The 20,085-nt window shown below is 56.9% G+C and carries 17 protein-coding genes; 3 read left to right on the top strand and 14 right to left on the bottom strand.

Annotated features, from left to right (window positions below):
* Positions 1-85: 85 nt before the first annotated feature.
* The 11 genes from NIZ92_RS07775 to clpS form a co-directional block, all read right to left on the bottom strand.
* The gene (locus tag NIZ92_RS07775; RefSeq protein WP_254003024.1) at positions 86-823 is read right to left on the bottom strand and encodes an ABC transporter ATP-binding protein; all 738 of its coding nucleotides are present in this window, start codon (positions 821-823) and stop codon (positions 86-88) included.
* On the bottom strand, positions 820-1,656 hold the full coding sequence (locus tag NIZ92_RS07770) for an ABC transporter ATP-binding protein (RefSeq protein ID WP_250757042.1): 837 nt from the start codon (positions 1,654-1,656) through the stop codon (positions 820-822). The genes NIZ92_RS07775 and NIZ92_RS07770 overlap by 4 nt, the downstream gene beginning before the upstream one ends.
* The gene (locus tag NIZ92_RS07765; protein WP_021446748.1) at positions 1,653-2,759 is read right to left on the bottom strand and encodes an ABC transporter ATP-binding protein; all 1,107 of its coding nucleotides are present in this window, start codon (positions 2,757-2,759) and stop codon (positions 1,653-1,655) included. Before NIZ92_RS07765 ends, NIZ92_RS07770 begins: the two co-directional genes overlap by 4 nt.
* Positions 2,756-3,688, bottom strand: coding sequence for a branched-chain amino acid ABC transporter permease (locus NIZ92_RS07760; RefSeq protein ID WP_254003023.1), 933 nt, complete (start codon positions 3,686-3,688; stop codon positions 2,756-2,758). The genes NIZ92_RS07765 and NIZ92_RS07760 overlap by 4 nt, the downstream gene beginning before the upstream one ends.
* Positions 3,689-3,816: 128 nt before the next feature.
* A complete protein-coding gene (locus tag NIZ92_RS07755) occupies positions 3,817-4,974 on the bottom strand; it encodes a branched-chain amino acid ABC transporter substrate-binding protein (protein WP_009455707.1) in 1,158 nt (385 codons plus the stop codon).
* A 129-nt stretch (positions 4,975-5,103) separates the two neighbouring features.
* Positions 5,104-8,877, bottom strand: a complete 3,774-nt coding sequence (putA, locus tag NIZ92_RS07750; protein ID WP_254003022.1) for a trifunctional transcriptional regulator/proline dehydrogenase/L-glutamate gamma-semialdehyde dehydrogenase — start codon at positions 8,875-8,877, stop codon at positions 5,104-5,106.
* A gap of 111 nt (positions 8,878-8,988) precedes the next feature.
* A complete protein-coding gene (locus NIZ92_RS07745) occupies positions 8,989-9,603 on the bottom strand; it encodes a membrane integrity-associated transporter subunit PqiC (RefSeq protein WP_009455706.1) in 615 nt (204 codons plus the stop codon).
* Positions 9,600-11,252, bottom strand: coding sequence for an intermembrane transport protein PqiB (locus NIZ92_RS07740; RefSeq protein WP_060185999.1), 1,653 nt, complete (start codon positions 11,250-11,252; stop codon positions 9,600-9,602). The genes NIZ92_RS07745 and NIZ92_RS07740 overlap by 4 nt, the downstream gene beginning before the upstream one ends.
* A gap of 10 nt (positions 11,253-11,262) precedes the next feature.
* A complete protein-coding gene (locus NIZ92_RS07735; RefSeq protein WP_254003021.1) occupies positions 11,263-12,462 on the bottom strand; it encodes a paraquat-inducible protein A in 1,200 nt (399 codons plus the stop codon).
* Positions 12,463-12,555: 93 nt separating this feature from the next.
* Positions 12,556-14,877: an ATP-dependent Clp protease ATP-binding subunit ClpA gene (clpA, locus tag NIZ92_RS07730; protein ID WP_035268183.1), complete on the bottom strand. Its 2,322-nt coding sequence runs from the start codon at positions 14,875-14,877 to the stop codon at positions 12,556-12,558.
* Between the two features lie 93 nt (positions 14,878-14,970).
* Positions 14,971-15,294, bottom strand: coding sequence for an ATP-dependent Clp protease adapter ClpS (gene clpS, locus NIZ92_RS07725; RefSeq protein ID WP_026482895.1), 324 nt, complete (start codon positions 15,292-15,294; stop codon positions 14,971-14,973).
* Between the two features lie 166 nt (positions 15,295-15,460).
* Here clpS and NIZ92_RS07720 point away from each other — a divergent pair, with 166 nt between their 5' ends.
* The gene (locus tag NIZ92_RS07720) at positions 15,461-15,706 is read left to right on the top strand and encodes a cold-shock protein (RefSeq protein ID WP_003801483.1); all 246 of its coding nucleotides are present in this window, start codon (positions 15,461-15,463) and stop codon (positions 15,704-15,706) included.
* A 46-nt stretch (positions 15,707-15,752) separates the two neighbouring features.
* A complete protein-coding gene (locus tag NIZ92_RS07715) occupies positions 15,753-16,223 on the top strand; it encodes a DUF192 domain-containing protein (RefSeq protein ID WP_026482896.1) in 471 nt (156 codons plus the stop codon).
* On the opposite strand, the gene pcaF is transcribed toward NIZ92_RS07715, so the two are convergent.
* Together pcaF and NIZ92_RS07705 are read right to left on the bottom strand one after the other, a co-directional pair.
* Entirely contained in the window at positions 16,224-17,429 is a 1,206-nt protein-coding gene (gene pcaF, locus NIZ92_RS07710) for a 3-oxoadipyl-CoA thiolase (protein ID WP_009455691.1), read from the bottom strand.
* 384 nt (positions 17,430-17,813) lie between these two features.
* The gene (locus NIZ92_RS07705) at positions 17,814-18,635 is read right to left on the bottom strand and encodes a phosphatase PAP2 family protein (RefSeq protein ID WP_254003020.1); all 822 of its coding nucleotides are present in this window, start codon (positions 18,633-18,635) and stop codon (positions 17,814-17,816) included.
* Positions 18,636-18,889: 254 nt separating this feature from the next.
* Here NIZ92_RS07705 and bfr point away from each other — a divergent pair, with 254 nt between their 5' ends.
* Entirely contained in the window at positions 18,890-19,354 is a 465-nt protein-coding gene (gene bfr / locus NIZ92_RS07700; RefSeq protein WP_035268187.1) for a bacterioferritin, read from the top strand.
* Positions 19,355-19,492: 138 nt separating this feature from the next.
* Here bfr and sodB read toward each other — a convergent pair whose 3' ends face one another.
* Positions 19,493-20,071 carry a superoxide dismutase [Fe] gene (gene sodB, locus NIZ92_RS07695; RefSeq protein WP_009455685.1) on the bottom strand — a complete coding sequence of 193 codons (579 nt, stop codon included), beginning with the start codon at positions 20,069-20,071 and terminating at the stop codon, positions 19,493-19,495.
* Positions 20,072-20,085 lie beyond the last annotated feature (14 nt).

The raw sequence follows: 20,085 nt of genomic DNA, 5'->3' as shown, positions 1-20,085 counted from the left end.
TAATCTTCGCTATTTATAAGACTGAGCACAAAAAAAGCCAATCAGCCCAAAGCTGATTAGCTTTTTCTCGAAACCTGCAACTTACTTACGCCGCAAAATCCTCTTCCCCTAGATAAGCCGCCCTCACCTTCGGATCATGCAGTAACTGCGCAGCCGGGCCTTCCAAGATAATCCGCCCCGACTCCATCACATATCCCCGATCCCCCAGCTCCAGCGCCAGTCGCGCATTCTGCTCAATCAGCAAAATCGTCACGCCTTCTTTAGCAATCGTCTGGATCAGCTCAAAAATCCGTTCAACCATGATGGGAGCCAAGCCCATTGAAGGCTCATCTAGCAGCAGCAATGAAGGCCGGGAAATCATCGCCCGCCCCATTGCCACCATCTGTTGCTCCCCACCGGACAACGTCCCTGCCGACTGCTTCTTACGCTCGGCCAGACGCGGGAACAGGGTATAGATACGCTCGATATCCTGGCGTACTTCGTGGTGGTCCTTGCGGGTATACGCCCCCATGGCCAGGTTTTCTTCAATCGTCAGTTGCGGAAAAATCCCCCGCCCTTCCGGCACCATGACCACGCCACGGCGCACCAGCTGATGCGACGGCAAGCCGACGATGCTTTCGCCTTGATGTTCGATCTGCCCTGCAGCGGCGGGCACCAGACCTGTGATGGCTCGCAACGTGGTGCTTTTACCGGCGCCGTTCGCACCGATCAGACAAACCAGTTCGCCCTGGCCCACTCGCAGATCCAGGCCGCGTACCGCCCGGATGCCGCCATAAGCTACATCCAGACCCCGAATATCCAGCATCAACGGTTCTGTGCTCATGCCTTTTCCTCTTCAACGGTAATGCCCAGCTCTTTGGCTGCACCTGCGCCCAGATAGGCTTCGATCACGCGTGGGTTATGTTGGACTTCGGCGGGTTTGCCTTCGGCCAGGACTTTGCCGTATTCCAGCACCAGAACTCGATCACACAGGCCCATGACCAGCTTCATGTCGTGTTCGATCAGCAGGACGGTAATGCCGTCGCCACGGATTTTTTCTATCAGCTGGCGCAGGACTACTGTCTCAGATGGGTTCATACCGGCAGCGGGTTCGTCCAGAGCCAAGAGCATAGGATCGGTTGCCAATGCACGGGCGATTTCCAGGCGACGCTGGTCACCGTAAGACAAGGACCGAGCAATCTCATTAGCGTGCTGGGCAATGCCTACGTAATCCAGCAGCTCGTAGGCGCGGGCCTCGATCTGTTCTTCTTCCTGACGGGTAGCGCGGTTACGCAGCACCGCCCCCAGCACGCCAGCACGGGTGCGGACGTGGCGGCCGATCATGACGTTTTCCAGGGCAGACAGGCTACCGAACAAGCGGATGTTCTGGAAGGTACGGGCAAAGCCGGATTCAGCGATTTGATGGGGTTTGCAATCGGTCAGGTTGCGGCCTGCAAAGGTGCAGCGGCCCGACTCGGGAATGTACAAGCCCGTCATCACGTTGAACAGCGTGGTTTTACCCGCGCCGTTCGGGCCGATCAGACCGTAGATATCGCCCTTGCGAATGCTGAAGCTGACTTCGGACAAGGCCTGCAAACCGCCGAAGCGTTTGGACAAGCCTTCTGCCTGCAACAGCACCTCGCCGTTTTTTACTTGTTGGTTCATGCTCAGACTCATGCTTGCACCTGCTTCATTTTGCGTTCACGACGGCGCACTGCAGAGGGCCACAGGCCTTCAGGGCGATAAATCATGACCAGTACCAGGGCAAAGCCGAACAACAGCATACGGATGCCGTCCGGGTCCAGAATCACGTCGCCGAACACGCTTTGCTGCAGAGGTACGACGACGGAGCGCAGCAGTTCGGGGAAGACAGATAGCAGCAAAGCGCCAACGATCACGCCGGGGATATGGCCCATACCACCCAGCACCACCATGCACAGCACGGAAATGGACTCGGTCAGGCTGAAACTCTCCGGGCTGACGAAGCCTTGCATGGAAGCAAACAGGCCACCGGCTACACCACCAAAAGTCGCGCCCATGGCAAAGGCCAACAGTTTGACGTTACGGGTATTGATACCCATAGCCTTGGCAGCAATTTCATCTTCACGAATCGCTTCCCAGGCGCGCCCAATGCGGGAGTGCTGCAGACGCACGCAGATGAACACAATCAGCAGCGTGATCAGCAGGAGCAGGTAATAGTATTTCTCTGGCCCGGTTATCCGTATGCCAAACAGGGTTTCCGCCTTGCCGAAGATGAAGTCGCCAATCTTGAAGGTATCGACCCGGTTGATCCCTTGCGGGCCATTGGTGATATTGACCGGCGCATCCAGGTTGTTCATAAAGATACGGATAATTTCACCGAAACCCAGGGTCACAATGGCTAGATAGTCGCCCCGCAAACGCAGAACTGGAAAGCCGAGCAGCACACCAAATACGGCGGCCAGAGCGATACCGGCTGGCAGCACCATCCAGAACGGTAGGTGCAGACCAAAATGCGGCGATGCCAGCATGGCCCAGACGTACGCCCCTACGGCATAGAAAGCGATATAGCCCAAGTCCAGCAGACCGGCAAAACCCACCACGATGTTCAGGCCCAGGGCCAGCATCACGTACAGCAAGGCAAAGTTCAGGGTGCGAATCCAGCTTTGACCGGCCATGCCCAGCACGAAAGGCAAAATGGCCAGCACTACACCAATCAATAACGCACCGACCCAGACTTTGGCGGGCGTTGCGGGGCGCTGTTTGGAGCCAGCGCCACTTAATGTTTGATTCAGACTCATGCGCGATCTCCCACACGTTCACCCAACAGGCCCGAGGGACGGAAAATCAGCACCAAGATCAGCACGATAAAAGAGAACACATCCTGATAGTTACTGCCAAAGACCCCATTGGTCAGGTCGCCGATATAGCCTGCTCCCAGAGCTTCTATCAAGCCCAGCAACAAGCCACCCAGCATGGCACCACCCAAATTACCAATGCCCCCCAGAACGGCGGCGGTAAAAGCTTTCAGGCCGAGCATGAAGCCCATCGTGTATTGGGCGACGCCGTAGTAAGTCACGATCATCACGCCTGCGACGGCAGCCAGGGCCGAGCCGATCACAAAGGCAGCGGAGATCACGGTATTAATATTCACCCCCATCAAGCCAGCTACTTCGCGGTTCTGGGCGGTTGCACGCATGGCGGTGCCCAGACGGGTGCGGTGCACCAGTACCATCATGCCGGACATGATCGCAGCGGCACCACCGATAATCAGAATTTGCAGCAAGCTGATGCGCGCGTCGCCCAGCTGGAACACCATGGGTTCAATAATGTGCGGGAAGCTCAGGTAATTGCGCCCCCAGATCATCATGGCCAGATTCTGCACAATAAAAGACACACCAATGGCGGTAATCAAGGCGGCCAGACGAGGCGCACGACGCAAGGGACGATACGCATAACGCTCGGCAGTCCAGCCTATGCCCATGCAGACGGGGATAGCGGCCAAAAGGGCCAGCCCCACCATCAACCAGGCGGACAGGCCTGCCGGGTCCGCGCCGACCAGCGATAACACCACTGTCGTGGCCAGCATCGCCCCAACCATGACTACATCACCATGCGCAAAATTAATCAGGCCAATAATTCCATACACCATGGTGTAGCCCAGCGCCACCAAGGCGTAGACACTGCCCACGGTCAGGCCATTTATTAGTTGTTGTATCAGGATTTCCATAGATTGGGACTCGTGGTCATTGCTCCCTGCCCCGGCACAGGGCGATAGAACAGGGAGCGTGGGCCTGCCAAACACAGGCCACGGTAAAGATGAGCCCCGAAGGGCTCAAACTGCAGGATCAAGCGTGCTTAGTTGGCCTGACTGACCATGGTTTTAACCATCGTCCACTTGCCATCCTTAACTTCGTAGATGGTGACGGCGATTTCTTTCAGGTCGCCGTTCTGGTCGTAGGCAATGTTGCTGCTGGTTGCGCCGTTGCGTTTCAATGCGGCCAGTTTGGGCAGGTAGTCTTCTGCCTTGGAAGAACCGGCTTCCTTCATGGCGGTGATCATGTTCCAGGCGCCGTCATAGGCGTACGGAGCGTAAACACCGGGCTCAGCCTTGAAGCGGGCCTGGTAGTCCTTGGCGAATTTCTCGCCAGCCGCCATGGTGGACAAAGGCACACCTGCCAAGGAGGCGTAGGTGCCGTCAGCGGCTGCACCGGCCAGACGCAGGAAGGTGTCGCTGCGCGTCATTTCGCCCGAAACCAGCGGGGCCTTGATGTCCAGCGTCTGCATCTGACGCTTCATGGGGCCGGACTGCGCATCAAGACCACCAAAGAAGATGGCATCGGGTGCCTTGGACTTGATGTTGGTCAGAATGGAGGTGAAGTCGTTGGCTTTGTCCGTGGTGTATTCACGGGCCACGATCTGGCCACCTGCTTTTTCTACCGCACGGGCAACCTGGTCAGTCAGACCCTGGCCGTAAGCGGTACGGTCGTCGATCAGTGCCACTTTCTTGGCTGCCAGATCCTTGACGATGAACTGACCCACAGCGGCACCTTGCTGGGTGTCGCTGGTCATCATGCGGAAGGTGTTGTCGTAACCTTGCTGGGTGTACTCAGGCGAGGTTGCCATGGCGATCTGGGGGATGCCCGCGTCGTTGTACACACGCGAAGCAGGAATCGTGGTGCCCGAGTTGAAGTGGCCCAATACGCCATCCACACCGTCATCCACAATTTGCTGAGCCACCTGAACCGCCGTACGCGGGTCAGCCTGGTCATCCTTGGCCACCAGTTCAAAACGGGCGGTTGCGCCATCAATTTCAATTTTCTGGGCGTTGGCTTCTTCCAGAGCCAGCACCAGACCATTGCGCATGTCTTCACCGTAGTGAGCCTGCGGGCCGGTCAAGGGGGCCGAAAAGCCCAGCTTGATTACCTTGTCAGCGGCAAAAGCAGGACTGGCTGCCAATGCACCAAAAACCGCGGTCGAAACCAAGGCCAATTTAAAGCTCGTGATGGACTGCATATTGTTCTCCTTCGTTTTTTAATATAGCCGCGCTACATGTCGGCCCGTGCCGTGAGAATGAACGCAGGGCCGCCGCTCCAGGTGAAATGTGCGACCAAACGTGTGCATAGAAATGGGCGCCATCTGATGTCAACCGACCATCATCAAACTGGCATTGCCCCCAGCTGCCGCTGTATTGGTACTGACCGAGACTTCGCGCAACAAACGCTCGACGAGGTAAGTCGCGCCCCCCTCCAATTCCTGCGTCAACAGCCCTTGAACCCCAACAATGGGGCCACGGCGTTCAGCCACTTGTCCCAATACTTGCCGGAGTTCGTCGCTGTCGCCTTCAAACAAAACAGCATCATAATCTGCCTCACCCAAATCGGACATGGCAATTTGCTCGGCAGGCGCGTCCTGCCAGCCCCCCAGACCCAAACGGTCCAGCAAGATGGCCTGATTGCCGCTGCGTGCGCAGGCCTCGCGCTGAGCTTGCCAGCCGTGCACGCTGACAGGCATGCACAGAACGCGACCTCGTGGGTGCAACTGATAAATATTGGACTCGCCCGTCGGACCAGGCAAGACAGCGCCCTGCTCCTGCCAAGCTTGCAAAGGCAGGTTCTGCGGGCAACGGCTAAGCAGTCGGCGCAGGTACAAGGGGCCGCCAGCTTTGGGGCCGGTACCCGACAAGCCTTCACCACCGAAAGGCTGTACACCCACCACCGCACCCACCATATTGCGGTTCACATAGACGTTACCAGCGTGAATGCGCGCAACGACACGCTCCACGGTTTCATCCAGACGAGTGTGAACGCCAAAGGTCAGTCCGTAACCACGTTCGTTGATCTGATTGATCAGGCTGTCCAGCTCGCTACGCTTGAAACGCATCACGTGCAGAACGGGGCCGAAAATTTCGCGTTCCAGATCCTTGACCTGCTCGATCTCGATGATGGTCGGCAAGACAAAGGTACCTGTCAGGCTGCGGCTTTGTTCACTTTGCGTGATACGGAAACCAGCCTCGCGCATGGCGCTGATGTGCTCTTCGATACCGGAGCGGGCTTCTTCATCAATCACCGGACCTACATCCGTGCTGAGCAGGTCGGGATTGCCCACGCTCAGCTCCTGCATGGCACCATTGAGCATATTCAGCACGCGCTCGGCCACATCTTCCTGGATGCACAGCAGGCGCAAGGCGGAACAACGCTGACCGGCCGAGTCGAAAGCAGAATTCAGCACATCAAACACCACCTGCTCAGGCAAGGCTGAGCTGTCGACCACCATGGCGTTCAAGCCACCGGTTTCTGCAATCAGCGGGACGGCCTGACCGTCTGCCGTCAGGCGTTTAGCCAATTGACGATTCAAGCCCATGGCAACGGCGGTCGAGCCGGTAAACATCACAGCATTAACCTTCTCACTGGCCGCCAACGGCGCGCCCACGGATGGGCCATCACCAGGCAGGAGCTGCAAGGCACCGGGAGCAATCCCTGCCTTGTGCAGCAGCTCGACAGCGGCCGCCGCAATCAGGCAGGTTTGTTCAGCAGGCTTGGCCAGGACGACGTTGCCTGCAGCCAGAGCCGCCGAGACCTGACCCAGGAAAATAGCCAAGGGGAAGTTCCAGGGGCTGATACACAGCACCACACCGACGGGACGATATTCGTCATTATCAAAGTCGCGCAGAACCTGTCCGGCGTAGTAACGCAGGAAGTCCACGGCTTCACGCACTTCGGCAATCGCATTCGCATAGGACTTGCCGGCCTCACGCACCAGCAGGCCCATCAAGTCCTGCATATTGTCTTCCAGCAGTTGGGCGGCTTGCTGCAGGGCGGCGGCGCGTTCTTCTACCGGCGTGGCCTGCCAGATTGGTGCATAGTGGCTGGCGGCGTCCAAAGCCTGCTCCACATCCTGTGCCGTGGCAAACATGACCTGCCCCACTACATCCTGATGATTAGCTGGATTACGCACAATCGTTGCCTTGGACTCGTCCCAGACCGGATTGCCCTGCCCCAGGATAGGCTGAGCCTGACGTGGCAAGGCAGCGGTTTGCATCAAGGTAGCGGCCAAAGAACCCAGGCGGTGCTCGTTGCTTAAATCCAGGCCAGCCGAGTTCAAGCGCTGCTCCGCATCCCAGTACAACTGGCGCGGCAACGGAATCTTGTCATGTGGTCGACCCAAGGGTTGCAGGCTCAGGGCCTGAGCCACGGGGTCGGCAATCAGCTGCTCCATGTTCACATCGGCATCGCCAATCTGATTCACGAAAGAGGTGTTGGCACCGTTTTCCAGGAGACGACGCACCAGATACGCCAGCAAGGTTTCGTGAGAACCAACGGGTGCATAGATACGGCAAGGACGGTTCAGCTTGCCGTCCTTGATCGGGCCGACTACCTCGTCGTACAGGTCCTCGCCCATGCCGTGCAGGCACTGGAACTCATATTGGCCGGTGTAGTAGTTCTGGCCAGCCATCACATAAATAGCAGCCAGGGTTTGCGCATTGTGTGTCGCAAACTGCGGGTAGACGGCTTCTGGGGCCTGCAAAAGCTTGCGAGCGCAAGCCAGGTAAGACACATCCGTGTGCACCTTGCGGGTGTAGACGGGGTAGTCTTCCAGGCCATCAACCTGAGCACGTTTGATCTCCGAATCCCAGTAGGCGCCTTTCACCAGGCGCAGCATCAAGCGGTGACCGCTGCGGCGGGCCAGATCAATCAAGTAATCGATGACAAAGGGTGCCCGCTTTTGATAAGCCTGCACCACAAAGCCAATGCCGTTCCAACCTGCCAAAGACGGGTCAAAGCACAGCTTGTCCAGCAGATCCAGGGACACTTCCAGGCGGTCTGCCTCTTCGGCGTCAATATTCAAGCCCACATCGTAGTGATGCGCTAATTGTGCCAAGGACAACAAGCGCGGGAACAACTCCCGCATGACGCGATCACGCTGGGAACGGCTGTAGCGTGGGTGCAGCGCGGACAGCTTGATGGAAATGCCGGGGCCTTCGTAAATCCCACGACCCTGGCTGGCACGACCAATCGCGTGGATGGCCTGCTCGTAAGCCTGGTAGTAGCGCTGGGCGTCTTCCGCTGTCGTCGCGGCCTCGCCTAACATGTCGTAGGAATAACGGAAGCCCTGCTCTTCAAACTTGCGGCTATTGGCCAGTGCCGAGGCAATGGTTTGGCCAGTCACGAACTGTTCGCCCATCATGCGCATGGCAACGTCCACGCCTTTGCGGATCAAGGGCTCGCCGCCCTTGCCAATCATGCGGGTCAAGGCGGAGGACAAATTCTTTTCACTATTTACACTGACCAGGCGCCCCGTCAGCATCAGGCCCCAAGTGGCGGCATTCACAAATAGCGAGGGGGACTCACCCATGTGTGCACGCCAGTCGCCGTGGCTGATTTTGTCGCGAATCAAGGCATCGCGTGTCGCGCGGTCAGGGATACGCAACAAGGCCTCGGCCAGACACATCAGGGCAACGCCTTCCTGGCTGGACAAGGAGAATTCCTGGATCAAGCCTTCTACGCCGCCGCCACGGCGCTTGGCGCGCAAGGCTTTAACCAGACGAGCGGCCAACTCCTGGGCACGCGCACTTTGAGAAGAACGCGCTGCACTTAACAGCAAGGGCAGACAGTCGGTTTCTGGGCGGCGGTAGGCGGCGGTAATGGCAGCGCGCAACACACTTTGCGGCTGCACATCCTGCGCAAAGCCGTAAAACGGGATGGAAGGCATGAGTACACCTTCTTCGGCGGCTTCGGAGTCCCCCCCGCTTAGCAGCGCCAATTCGCTGGGCAACACACCGCGCTCGATTCCTTCGATATAAGACAGCAAGGCCTGCTTATGCAGCCAATGAGGGGTGCACTGCAACTGATCCGCCGCACGCCGCAGGCGCTCGCGCAGTTCTATATCGACTTTAATCCCTAAGGTTGTGCTCGCCATGCTTCTTATCCCGGTTACGCTTTGTTGACTGCGATAAGCCGAAATAATACTGACGGTTAACCCAAATTCGTATTCAGGTTAACCCGCACAGGAAAAAGTTAACCAGAAGGGTTAACTGACGCAGAGCATGGCTTTGCTCAGGTTAACCGGGACAGGTTTACCTTGCATTTGTGCGGCCAGTGCATCTGCCCAGCGCTGCTGCAATTGACGATGCGCCTGCACCAGTTCTGGCACAGAGGACGCAGGCTCGGAGTCCAGCCAGCGGCATTGCTGGACCTTCCCCTCAAAGCCAACTGGCGTCAGTGTCCAGCTCAACTCCAAGGTAGCGCGTTCGCCATAGACAGATTCGAAGCGCTGTACCAGCACATCGATCTGCCACAGCGGTGTTTTCGGAGCAGCGCTGGCCAACTGGGGAACGCCCAGGCGATCCTGCAAACCAGACGCCAAAGCCAGGGACATTTCATCAGGTAAAGGTGAGGCCCACTGGCTATCGTTGAGCAGGTTGACCTGCCCGCCCGCAGTCTGCGTCAGTACAAAGGAGCGGCGATCCAATTGAGCAGGCACATCCATGCGTCGCAGCTGAAAGCCCTTCCACACTTGCGTGGAAGGAGCCGCAGCCGCCGGAGCGGCATTGGACGCTTGCAAGGTGTAGTAAGTGGGCGTGGTCGAGGCGCAAGCCGTCAGCAAACCGGCGAACGCCACGGGAATCAGAAAACGAGACATCATGGCGCAGGCTCCGGCAGCACGTCAGGGGAACGACCTCGCAGGACCGCCGAGGGCTGGCTTTGCAAGGTATCGCTTAAATCACGCAGGGATCGCAAGGAGCGTTTCAGTTCGCTCAGGGTTTGATCCACAGAGGTATTGAAGGAAGAATCCGAATCCAGCATGGCGCCCAGTTTCTGAACAGCGGCATCCATGGACTTGAGAGCGCCATTGAGCTGCGGCACCGTCGTCTTGTCCAGTTGCTTGAGCACCTGACCCAGCTCCGTCAGCCCGCTTTGCAGATTCTTGCCGATCTGATCGAACGGGATAGCAGCAATCTTGGTAACGATGTCGCTGACCTGTTCCTGCAAACGGTCGAAGTCGCCCGCAATGACGGGCACCACCAATGGCTTGGCGTTTTCATCGAAGTCCGCTTCAGGCGCTTTGTCAAAGAACTCCAGAGCAATGTACTGCTGGCCGGTAATCAGGCTGGCAGGACGCAATTGACCACGCAGACCACGCTCAACCATCGGTTTGAACAAGGCGCTCATTGGATCTTTCTCGTCCGGTCTAGCCTCCACCACCCGCTCGTACAGGCGGCCAAAACGCTGCGGATAGATACGTGCCTTCACCAGGGCAAAGAAGCGCTTACGCTCAAAATCAAACTCCAGATCCACATCGTAGACCTGCCCCAACTCCAGGCCCCGGAACTCCACCTTGGAGCCCGGCACCAGGCCACGCACGGACTGATGGAAATGGAAGCGCAATTCAACCGCGGGACCATCCGGCTCAGCCATCGCGCGCTCTTGTGTGGGGAACAGTTCGTATTGCGAATCAGCCTGAGCAACATCCGTAGGCTCGCCTTCCATCTGATCAAAGGCCAGACCTCCTGCCAAGGCAGAGACCAAAGAATGCGTACGCACATTAAAGCCGGTGGAATCCAGCGACATATTGACGCCGCTGACGTTCCAGAAGCGCGAGCCCTGCGTCACGAACTTGTCGTTAGGAGCATCTACAAACACCTGCACACGCACGCCATTACCTTCTTCGTTCAGCTCATAACTGCTGACTTGCCCAACCTGTATGCCCTTGTAATACAAGGGCGAACCCAGATCCAGCGAGCCCAATTCTGGCGCAGTCAACACGTAACGCTTACCAGCACGGCCACTGGTTACTTCCGGCGGACTTTCCAGGCCCACAAAGTCCAGTTGCTCACCTTTTTTATTCACTTCAAAAGGCGCGTCCACACCGATATAAACACCCGACAACAAGGTGCCCAGACCGGATACTCCACTTAAACCCAAACGCGGGCGAACCACCCAGAACCGCGTGTCTTTTTGGGTAATGAACTCGGAGCCATCACGCTCGAGCTGCGCCGTGACCAAAACCCCTTTTCGATCCGGAGACACCTGAATGTCCGAAATCGTACCCACATCCACTTCGCGATAACGTAGCTTGGTTTGATCCACGGCCAAGCCCTCGGCTGAATCAAAGCTGATCGTGATACGCGGTCCGGTCAACATCCAGTTTCGCAGCACCAAAGACGCCCCCACCACGGCGGCGGCTATGGGCAAAATCCAGATCCAGGAGAATCGGGATCGCTTGGCAGGAATCAGTCTAGGCTGCGCGGGCTCGGTCTGACCGTCAGGCTGATTAGTTGTAGGATCGTGCACCTTGTTTCCTTCAGGAAGTCGCCTGTGAGGCAGGCGGAGACGGCGTAGTTTGCGGTTCTATTATTGGTTCTTCGTGGGTATCCTGGTCCCAGCCTTGGCGAGGGTCGTAGCTAAGCGCGGCCAGCATGGTCAAAACCACCACCATGCCAAAGCTCAAGGCCCCCGCTCCAGGAATAATCTGCGACAAGCCTGGGAAGTTGGCCAGTGCAGCCATCAGGACCACCACGAATACGTCCAGCATGGACCATTGCCCAATCAGCTCGACCATGTCGTAAATGCGATTGCGTTGACGCTGTACAGCATTGCCACGCCAACGACGCCCCAACAAAAGAATCATCAAAGCCAGGAGTTTGGTGATGGGGACCACAATACTGGCGATGAACACGATCAATGCCAAGTCCCAGGAACCCAGTTGCCAGAGTTCAATGACCCCACCCAGAATCGTATGCGCGCTACTGCCTAAAATGCTGCGCAGCTCCATGACAGGCAGGACATTGGCGGGAATATAGAACACGCAGGCCGTCAACACCAGAGCGGCCACTCGTGTGCGGCTATTGGGCTTGCGTTTATGCACAGTTGCACCACAACGGTCACAGTCCGGTTTCTGACTGGACTGCACAAAGCCACAGTGGGTACAGGCACTCCAGGTTCGATGCTCTTTCAAGACCTGCCGGGTCGAAACCGGCACCAGATCACGATCCTCTGCCCAGCGCCACAAGCGCCCCGCCGTAATACGGCTCAAGCCGGTCAGCAGGAAGGTCAGAGCAAAAAAGGCGTACAGACCTGGCGCAATCGTCAAATGCCCGATCCCGGCAAATTTCACCATGGCCACAATCAAGCCCAGGAACAGCACAGCCGTCATGGACCAATGCTCCAGATGGCTCAAGGCCCGCAGCCCAATACCGAAATCGCCCGGCAAGGGTTTCTCTCGGGCAATCAGGCCCAAGGCCCAGAACTGGAAAATCAGTTGAAACAGCGGCAGCCAGAATCCCACCAACCCCGCCATGACGGACAAGCCCCAATACCCCTGCTGCCAGATCAGCAACAGGGCTTTGGGAAACGTGGGCGACACTGTTTTACCCGCCATGCTCAGATAGACGACGGGAAACAGATTGGCAATCAGAAAAAGGATGAAAACCGCCAAGACCAGCGCTTGCCATTCACGTGGTGAAAAGCGGCTGTGGCGGTAAAGTTCAGTATCGCAACGCACACAACGAGCGAGCCCCGCTCCTTGAACGGGGACTCGCTCGTGTACGGTGTCACAGTGCGTACAGACGATTAAGGGGCGCGATGCCCTCACGGCTTAGTCGACTAATTCCGGCTCGGGACGCGAAGAGGCCTTGCTACCGGGCTCATCAGGTCCTGAAGAAGGATATTCCAGTACTACCTCGCCGTTCTCGTCCAGATCCACCTCGACCTGACCACCATCGACCAGACGACCAAACAGCAGCTCGTCGGCCAGGGCACGGCGAATAGTGTCCTGAATAAGCCTGTGCATGGGGCGGGCACCCATGGCTGGGTCGAAGCCCTTGGCAGCCAGATGTTCGCGCAAGGCGTCCGAGAAGGACACTTCGACGCGTTTCTCGTGCAGCTGGTTTTCCAGCTGCATCAGGAACTTGTCCACCACGCGCAGGATAATGTCGCGCGACAAAGGCTTGAAGCCAATGATCGCATCCAGACGGTTACGGAACTCTGGCGAGAAGTGACGCTTGATATCCTGCATTTCATCACCCGAGCGCTGGGGCTGGGTAAAGCCAATGCTGGTCTTGTTCAGCGCTTCGGCTCCGGCGTTGGTGGTCATGATCAGGATGACGTTGCGGAAATCAGCCTTGCGACCGTTGTTATCCGTCAGCGTGCCGTGATCCATCACCTGCAGCAGGATGTTGTAGACGTCCGGGTGCGCTTTCTCGATTTCGTCCAGCAGCAGCACGCAGTGCGGCTGTTTGGTAACGGCTTCGGTCAGCAAACCACCCTGGTCGAAACCGACGTAACCAGGAGGAGCACCGATCAGGCGCGACACGGTGTGACGCTCCATGTATTCGGACATGTCAAAGCGCAGCAGCTCTACGCCCAGCACAAAGGCCAACTGACGCGCCACTTCGGTTTTACCCACGCCGGTCGGGCCGGAGAACAGGAAGGAACCAATAGGCTTGTCAGGCAGACCCAGGCCAGAGCGCGCCATCTTGATGGCAGCTGCCAAGGCGTCAATGGCTACATCCTGACCAAACACCACCGATTTCAGATCGCGGGCCAGGGTTGCCAGCTTGTTGCGATCATCACTGGAGACTGTCTGGGGCGGAATGCGTGCAATACGCGAAACCGTTGCCTGGATGTCGGCCTTGCCGATAACCTTTTTCTGCTTGGAACGTGGCAGCAAGCGCTGCGCTGCACCAGCCTCGTCGATCACGTCGATGGCCTTGTCCGGCAAAAAGCGGTCGTTGATATAACGGGCGGACAACTCCGCTGCCGCCGTCAGGGCCGCTGCCGAGTAACGTACACCGTGGTGCTCTTCAAAATTGGACTTCAAACCACGCAGAATCTGGATGGTTTGCTCCACCGTCGGCTCTGCCACATCGATTTTCTGAAAGCGACGCGACAAGGCGTGGTCTTTTTCGAAAATTCCGCGGTATTCCGAGTAGGTGGTCGCACCCAGACACTTGAGCTGACCGGAGGACAGCGCAGGTTTGAGCAGGTTGGACGCATCCAGCGTACCGCCCGAAGCCGAGCCGGCTCCGATCAGGGTATGGATTTCGTCGATAAACAAAATGGACTGTGCCGTTTCCTTGAGCTGCTTGAGCACCGCCTTCAGGCGTTGCTCGAAGTCGCCCCGATATTTGGTACCGGCCAGCAAGGCACCCATATCCAGCGCGTAAACACGCGCTTCGCTAAGAATATCCGGGACGTCACCACGCTGAATGCGCAGCGCCAAGCCTTCGGCAATCGCGGTTTTGCCCACGCCAGCCTCCCCGACCAGCAAGGGGTTGTTCTTGCGGCGGCGGCACAGCACCTGAATGACACGCTCCACTTCCTTTTCACGGCCAATCAAGGGATCAATGCGACCCAGGCTGGCTTCGGTATTCAGGTCTGTAGCGTACAGATCCAGAGGGGACTTCTGGGCGTCCGAGCGCGTGTCGGCTTCCGCAGCAGCGGCGGCCTTGGGTGGCTCGGGGGCAGCAGGTTCCGGATTGGCCTTGGTGATACCGTGCGAGAGGAAATTGACAACATCCAGACGCGAGACACCTTGTTGCTGCAGGTAATACACCGCATGCGAGTCTTTTTCCCCGTACATCGCCACCAGCACATTGGCACCGGAAACCACATTTTTACCGGAGTTGCTGGACGATACGTGCATGATGGCACGCTGTATCACACGCTGAAAGCCCAGCGTGGGTTGGGTATCGACCTCGCCTTCACCAGGAAAAGTGGGCGTATTTTCATTAATGAATTTACGCAGATTCTGGCGCAGTGCATCAATATCGGCAGCACATGCTTTCAACACTTCCAGCGTGGAGGCGTTATCGAGCAGGGACAACAGCAGATGCTCTACCGTGATGAATTCATGGCGCGCGGCACGAGCCTCGACAAAGGCCATGTGTAGACTGACTTCAAGTTCTTCGGAGATCATGCTTCCTCCTACACGGCAAGAGTAAAACTAGGGGTTAAAGCTATTCTATGACTAATTTGCCTGATCTGAACAATACGGTAAACCATTAAATGGTCAAGCATCAGGCACCGGCTCCATCACACACTGCAAAGGGTGCTGTCGCGACTGCGCCAGTTGTCGCACAATTTCCACCTTGGTGGCGGCAATGTCGCGTGGATACACACCACAGACCGCCCGACCCTCGTAATGTACTTTAAGCATAAGCTGTTCGGCCTGCTCCGGGGTCTTGGCAAATACCCGCTCCAGTATATTCACCACGAACTCCATGGGTGTGTAGTCATCGTTGAGCAAGATGACCTGATACATGGGTGGTGGGGCAAGCCGCGCGGATTGGCGCTCTACCGTTGTGGCGCCTTGCTTATCGATCTCAATGGCCATAATACAGAACTAGGTGCTTTCCATAGGTTGACTGGGGGGAACAAAATTCAGCATCATCCGACTGATCGTGTCAACTTCACAATAAAAAAGTGAGGTGCCGCGATCACAGGCCCAGGGAGGGGCCGAAAAAAGTATCAACCATACACTAAGTTGAGAGGCAGCAAGCATGTCGGAAACTACCACCACCGCAGGCACTGGAGACAATCAAAAACTATCCGGGACCGTTAAGTGGTTCAATGATGCCAAAGGCTTTGGGTTTATTACACCCGATAACGGCGGCGAAGATCTCTTCGCTCATTTTTCATCCATTCAGATGAACGGGTTCAAGACTTTGAAAGAAGGCCAGAAAGTTCTGTATGAAGTCGCCCAAGGCCCCAAAGGCAAGCAGGCACTTAATATTACTTCGCCTTAAGATCTCTTGCGCTCTCGATTCTAACAAAAGCAGGTTCGCAACACACATGCAGTATCGCACTACGACTACGGGGCCTGCGCGCCCTGTTTTTTTTGCCTGTCTTCTGGCAGCGCTTTGTATTAGCGCCCCGGTCCAGGCGGATGAGACTCTTCCCACCCTGACACTATCCCTGGGTTCCAAACAAATCCAGGCGGAAGTGGCCGATCGCGACGAGACTCGTGCACAAGGTTTGATGCATCGAGAAAGCCTGGCCCCCGATCACGGCATGTTATTCGTATTCGAGCAAAGCGGAATGCCTTGCTTCTGGATGAAGAATACGCCTCTGCCGCTGGATATCGCCTTCATTACTGAAGAAGGCACGATCACCAATATCGAGGCCATGCAACCCTTTGATCTTCAATCCCACTGCCCGGTGCGACCTGTGCGCTATGCCTTGGAGATGGAACAAGGCTGGTTCAAGCAAGCAGACAAAAAGGCCGGTGAGAAAATCACCGGCCTGCCTGCCCTGCAACCTTAGTTAGACGCGCTCAAGAATCAAAGCCACGCCCTGGCCGACACCAATACACATGGTGCACAGGGCGTAGCGTCCGCCTGTGCGATGCAATTGATTGATAGCCGCAATCGCCAGACGCGCACCACTGGCACCCAGAGGGTGACCCAGCGCAATCGCGCCCCCGTTCGGGTTCACGCGAGGATCGTTATCAGCCAGACCCAGCATGCGAGTCACCGCCAGACCTTGAGCGGCAAAGGCCTCGTTCAGCTCGATCACATCCATTTGATCCAGAGTCAGACCCGCCAAAGCCAGCACCTTCTGGCTGGCAGGTGCCGGGCCAATACCCATGATGCGTGGCTCCACACCGGCAAACGCCATGGCCACCACACGAGCGCGCGGAGTCAGGCCCTGGGCTTCGACGGTTGCCTTGTTGGCAACCAGCAGCGCGCAAGCACCATCGTTCACACCCGAGGCATTGCCCGCGGTCACGGTACCATCGGCACGCACGACGGGCTTCAAGCGAGTCAGGGACTCCAGAGTCGTGGCACGTGGGTGCTCGTCCTTATCCACCACAATGGGATCGCCCTTGCGCTGGGGAATGATCACAGGGGTAATTTCCTCAGCCAGAATGCCGGCTTCCTGGGCAGCGGCCGCACGCAGCTGGCTATTCAGGGCAAACACGTCCTGGTCTTCACGGGACACATTGAACTGCTGAGCCACGTTTTCAGCCGTTTCGGGCATGGAATCCACACCGTACTGCTCTTTCATGGCTTTGTTGATGAAGCGCCAGCCAATCGTGGTGTCATAAATACCTGCGCTGCGGGAGAACGCCGTTTCAGCCTTGCCCATGACGAAGGGAGCGCGACTCATGCTTTCCACACCACCGGCCAGGATGAAGGAGGCATCGCCAGCGCGAATGGCGCGAGCAGCCGAACCAATCGCGTCCAGGCCCGAACCGCACAAACGGTTCAAGGTCACGCCAGGCACGTCCACGGGCAAACCGGCTAGCAGAGCGGACATCCGTGCCACGTTGCGGTTGTCTTCACCCGCCTGGTTGGCGCAGCCGTACATCACATCATCCAGCTTGCTCCAATCGACTTGGGGGTTGCGCTTCATCAGCGCAGCAATAGGCACCGCACCCAGGTCATCCGCCCTCACAGCGGACAGCGAACCGCCATAACGTCCGAAAGGCGTACGAATTGCGTCACAAATAAAGGCGTCCTGACTCATGAAAATCACCCTGATATCTTGAATAAAATCACGCGAGAGCACTATGAAGAGCGCTCGAAATCTACTGTTTTGATAGTAGCGCTTGAGTACAGCCGGGTTTTTTCTGGTGATTCAGCATGTCCGCAGTGCGGTCAGTTTAGCGCATCCAGTCCCGAACGATGCGGCGGTCTATGCGCCAAAGCGCCTGGTACAGTGACAAGCCGAATCCACACCAGGAAAAAGCTTATTCAATTCTCATACCCGCAACGCCAGGTAATCACGGCATTAAGAGAACAAGGCGCGCTCGCACAGGAAAGCAGACGGAAGCTCTCTTTCCTGCACTCAAACCAATATGAGGGCGCTCGTTTTTACAATCGCCAGCCGAACGACCCACTCAAAGCAGCGCTAGAACGGTTCGGTGCAATTAAGCGCTTGACCACTTGAAGCAACTTTCGCTTGTGCCAATTCTAGTCGGGCGGCCAGGATGTCAGCCTGGAAGGCCTCCTCACTCTGCACACGAGCCACCGCGGCGGCGCCTATCACACGCCCCGCCTCCACATCACTTTGCCAATGTACATTGCAAATGACACGGCTTTGACCGAAAGACAGGCCACGAGCCAGCAACTCATTACTTCGTTCGGGGCTGATCTGCGCCAACACTAGTGCCCATGCCCAGCCAGCAGCCGCATGGCCGGAGGGATAGGAACCATCATTGCGCAAAAACTCCTCATCCGCTGGCGTGCATGTATCTTCATTATGAAGATCGAAAGGACGCACCCGCTGATACTTGTTTTTGGCTCCGTAAGTGGATAGACCCGCATCAGGCAACAAGCGACGCATCATCTGATAAATAACCGGCGTGCTCTCTTGGTCGATTTGAACTCCCAATGCGCACGAATAATTCTGAGCGGGCCGTGGAAATACCAAGTCTGCATCTTGTTTAGCCAGTGCCCAGCGAGCTGACCCTTTTAGCTGCCCGGCAGCCCGACGCGCTTCTTCATCCCGGGCAAAGGCCGCACTATCTGCAGCCGGCGGCGGATCGAGGAGCATCACACTATCCGGCAGTTCAGTTTGGTCCAAGTAACCAGCCACCCGCGTGACGGAAGAGTGACTTTCCTTGACTTCCAAATGTGTAGAAGGCTGAGCGCTCAACTGACCCGCCGACAAAACCAAGACACCGCCCACCAGGCCCAACAAGGCAGGACGAACACGCAAAGCAGCAGACATAGCAGACCTCGACTAAAGGAGCAAAAAGCCCCGGTTTCGGAAAACGCCAACGGCCGCGTGTGGAGCTCTTGACCCGGCTGAGACCGGTAAACACTGAAGCTGCACCCCGGCACGATTGGAAGACAATCCGCGATCTTGCCATTGCAGCCGCCAAACTGAATAGCGTGCTTGCCATTTGGTGCCACAGATCAAGCACCCTCATGGCCTGCTCATGGCATACTTCCCCCGTTGACATCCTCTACAGGCTCATCACCATGCAAGGCAACCCCGAAGTCCTCGACTATCTGAATCAACTGCTGCGCGGCGAACTCGCAGCGCGCGACCAGTACTTTATCCATTCCCGCTTTTACGAGCATCTGGGTTTCACGCAGCTTTACGAGCGCATGAACCACGAAATGGAAGAAGAAACACAGCACGCTGACGCCCTGATACGCCGCATCCTGATGCTGGACGGTATTCCCGACATGCGCCCCAATGCGTTTGAACCCGGCAAGGATGTGGTCGGCATGTTGCGCAAGGATCTGGAACTGGAATATGAAGTTCGCGCAGCTCTGCAAAAAGGCATAGCACTGGCAGAATCCGCCAGCGATTTCGTGACACGCGACATCATTCTGGCCCAGTTGCGCGACACGGAAGAAGACCACACCTACTGGCTGGAGAAGCAATTGGGCCTGATCGAAAAAGTGGGCCTGGAAAACTACCAGCAATCCCAGATGTAAGGTCTTCAAAAACAAGGCATGGCCGCACACGCCCTATGACTTGTTTTCATTGAAGCCATAAAAAAACCGCCAGCATGCGCATGGCGGTTTTTCATTGCCGGGTAGCCCTCCGATGAGCGCTACCCTCAACCTGGACGATTAACCCAGGTTCTTGGCGGCAAAGTCCCAGTTCACCAAGTTCCAGAAAATTTCCAGGTACTTGGGACGGGCATTGCGGTAGTCGATGTAGTAGGCGTGTTCCCACACATCACAGGTGATCAGGGCGACGTCGTCGGAAGTCAGCGTCGTGCCAGCGTTGCTGGTGTTGACGATGTCCAGGGAACCGTCGGCCTTTTTGACCAACCAGGTCCAGCCCGAACCGAAGTTGCCAACGGCAGACTTGGTGAAGGCTTCTTTGAAAGCGTCAAAGCTGCCCCATTTGGCGTTGATGGCATCAGCCACTTTGCCGGTAGGAGCGCCGCCGCCGTTAGGGGACAGGCTGTTCCAGTAGAAAGTGTGGTTCCAAACCTGAGCAGCGTTGTTGAACACGCCACCGGAGGATTTCTTGACCACATCTTCCAGGGAAGCGTTTTCAAATTCGGTGCCAGCAACCAGATTGTTCAGGTTGGTGACGTAAGCCTGGTGATGCTTACCGTAGTGAAACTCCAAAGTTTCCTTGGAGATATGTGGCTCAAGGGCGTTGAGTTCGTATGGAAGAGCTGGAAGAGTGAATGCCATTTCAATTCCTTCTA

This window comes from Alcaligenes sp. 1735tsa3, assembly GCF_024134565.1.
GTDB classification, from domain to species: domain Bacteria; phylum Pseudomonadota; class Gammaproteobacteria; order Burkholderiales; family Burkholderiaceae_B; genus Alcaligenes; species Alcaligenes phenolicus.
This window is presented reverse-complemented; position numbering and strand designations above follow the sequence as displayed.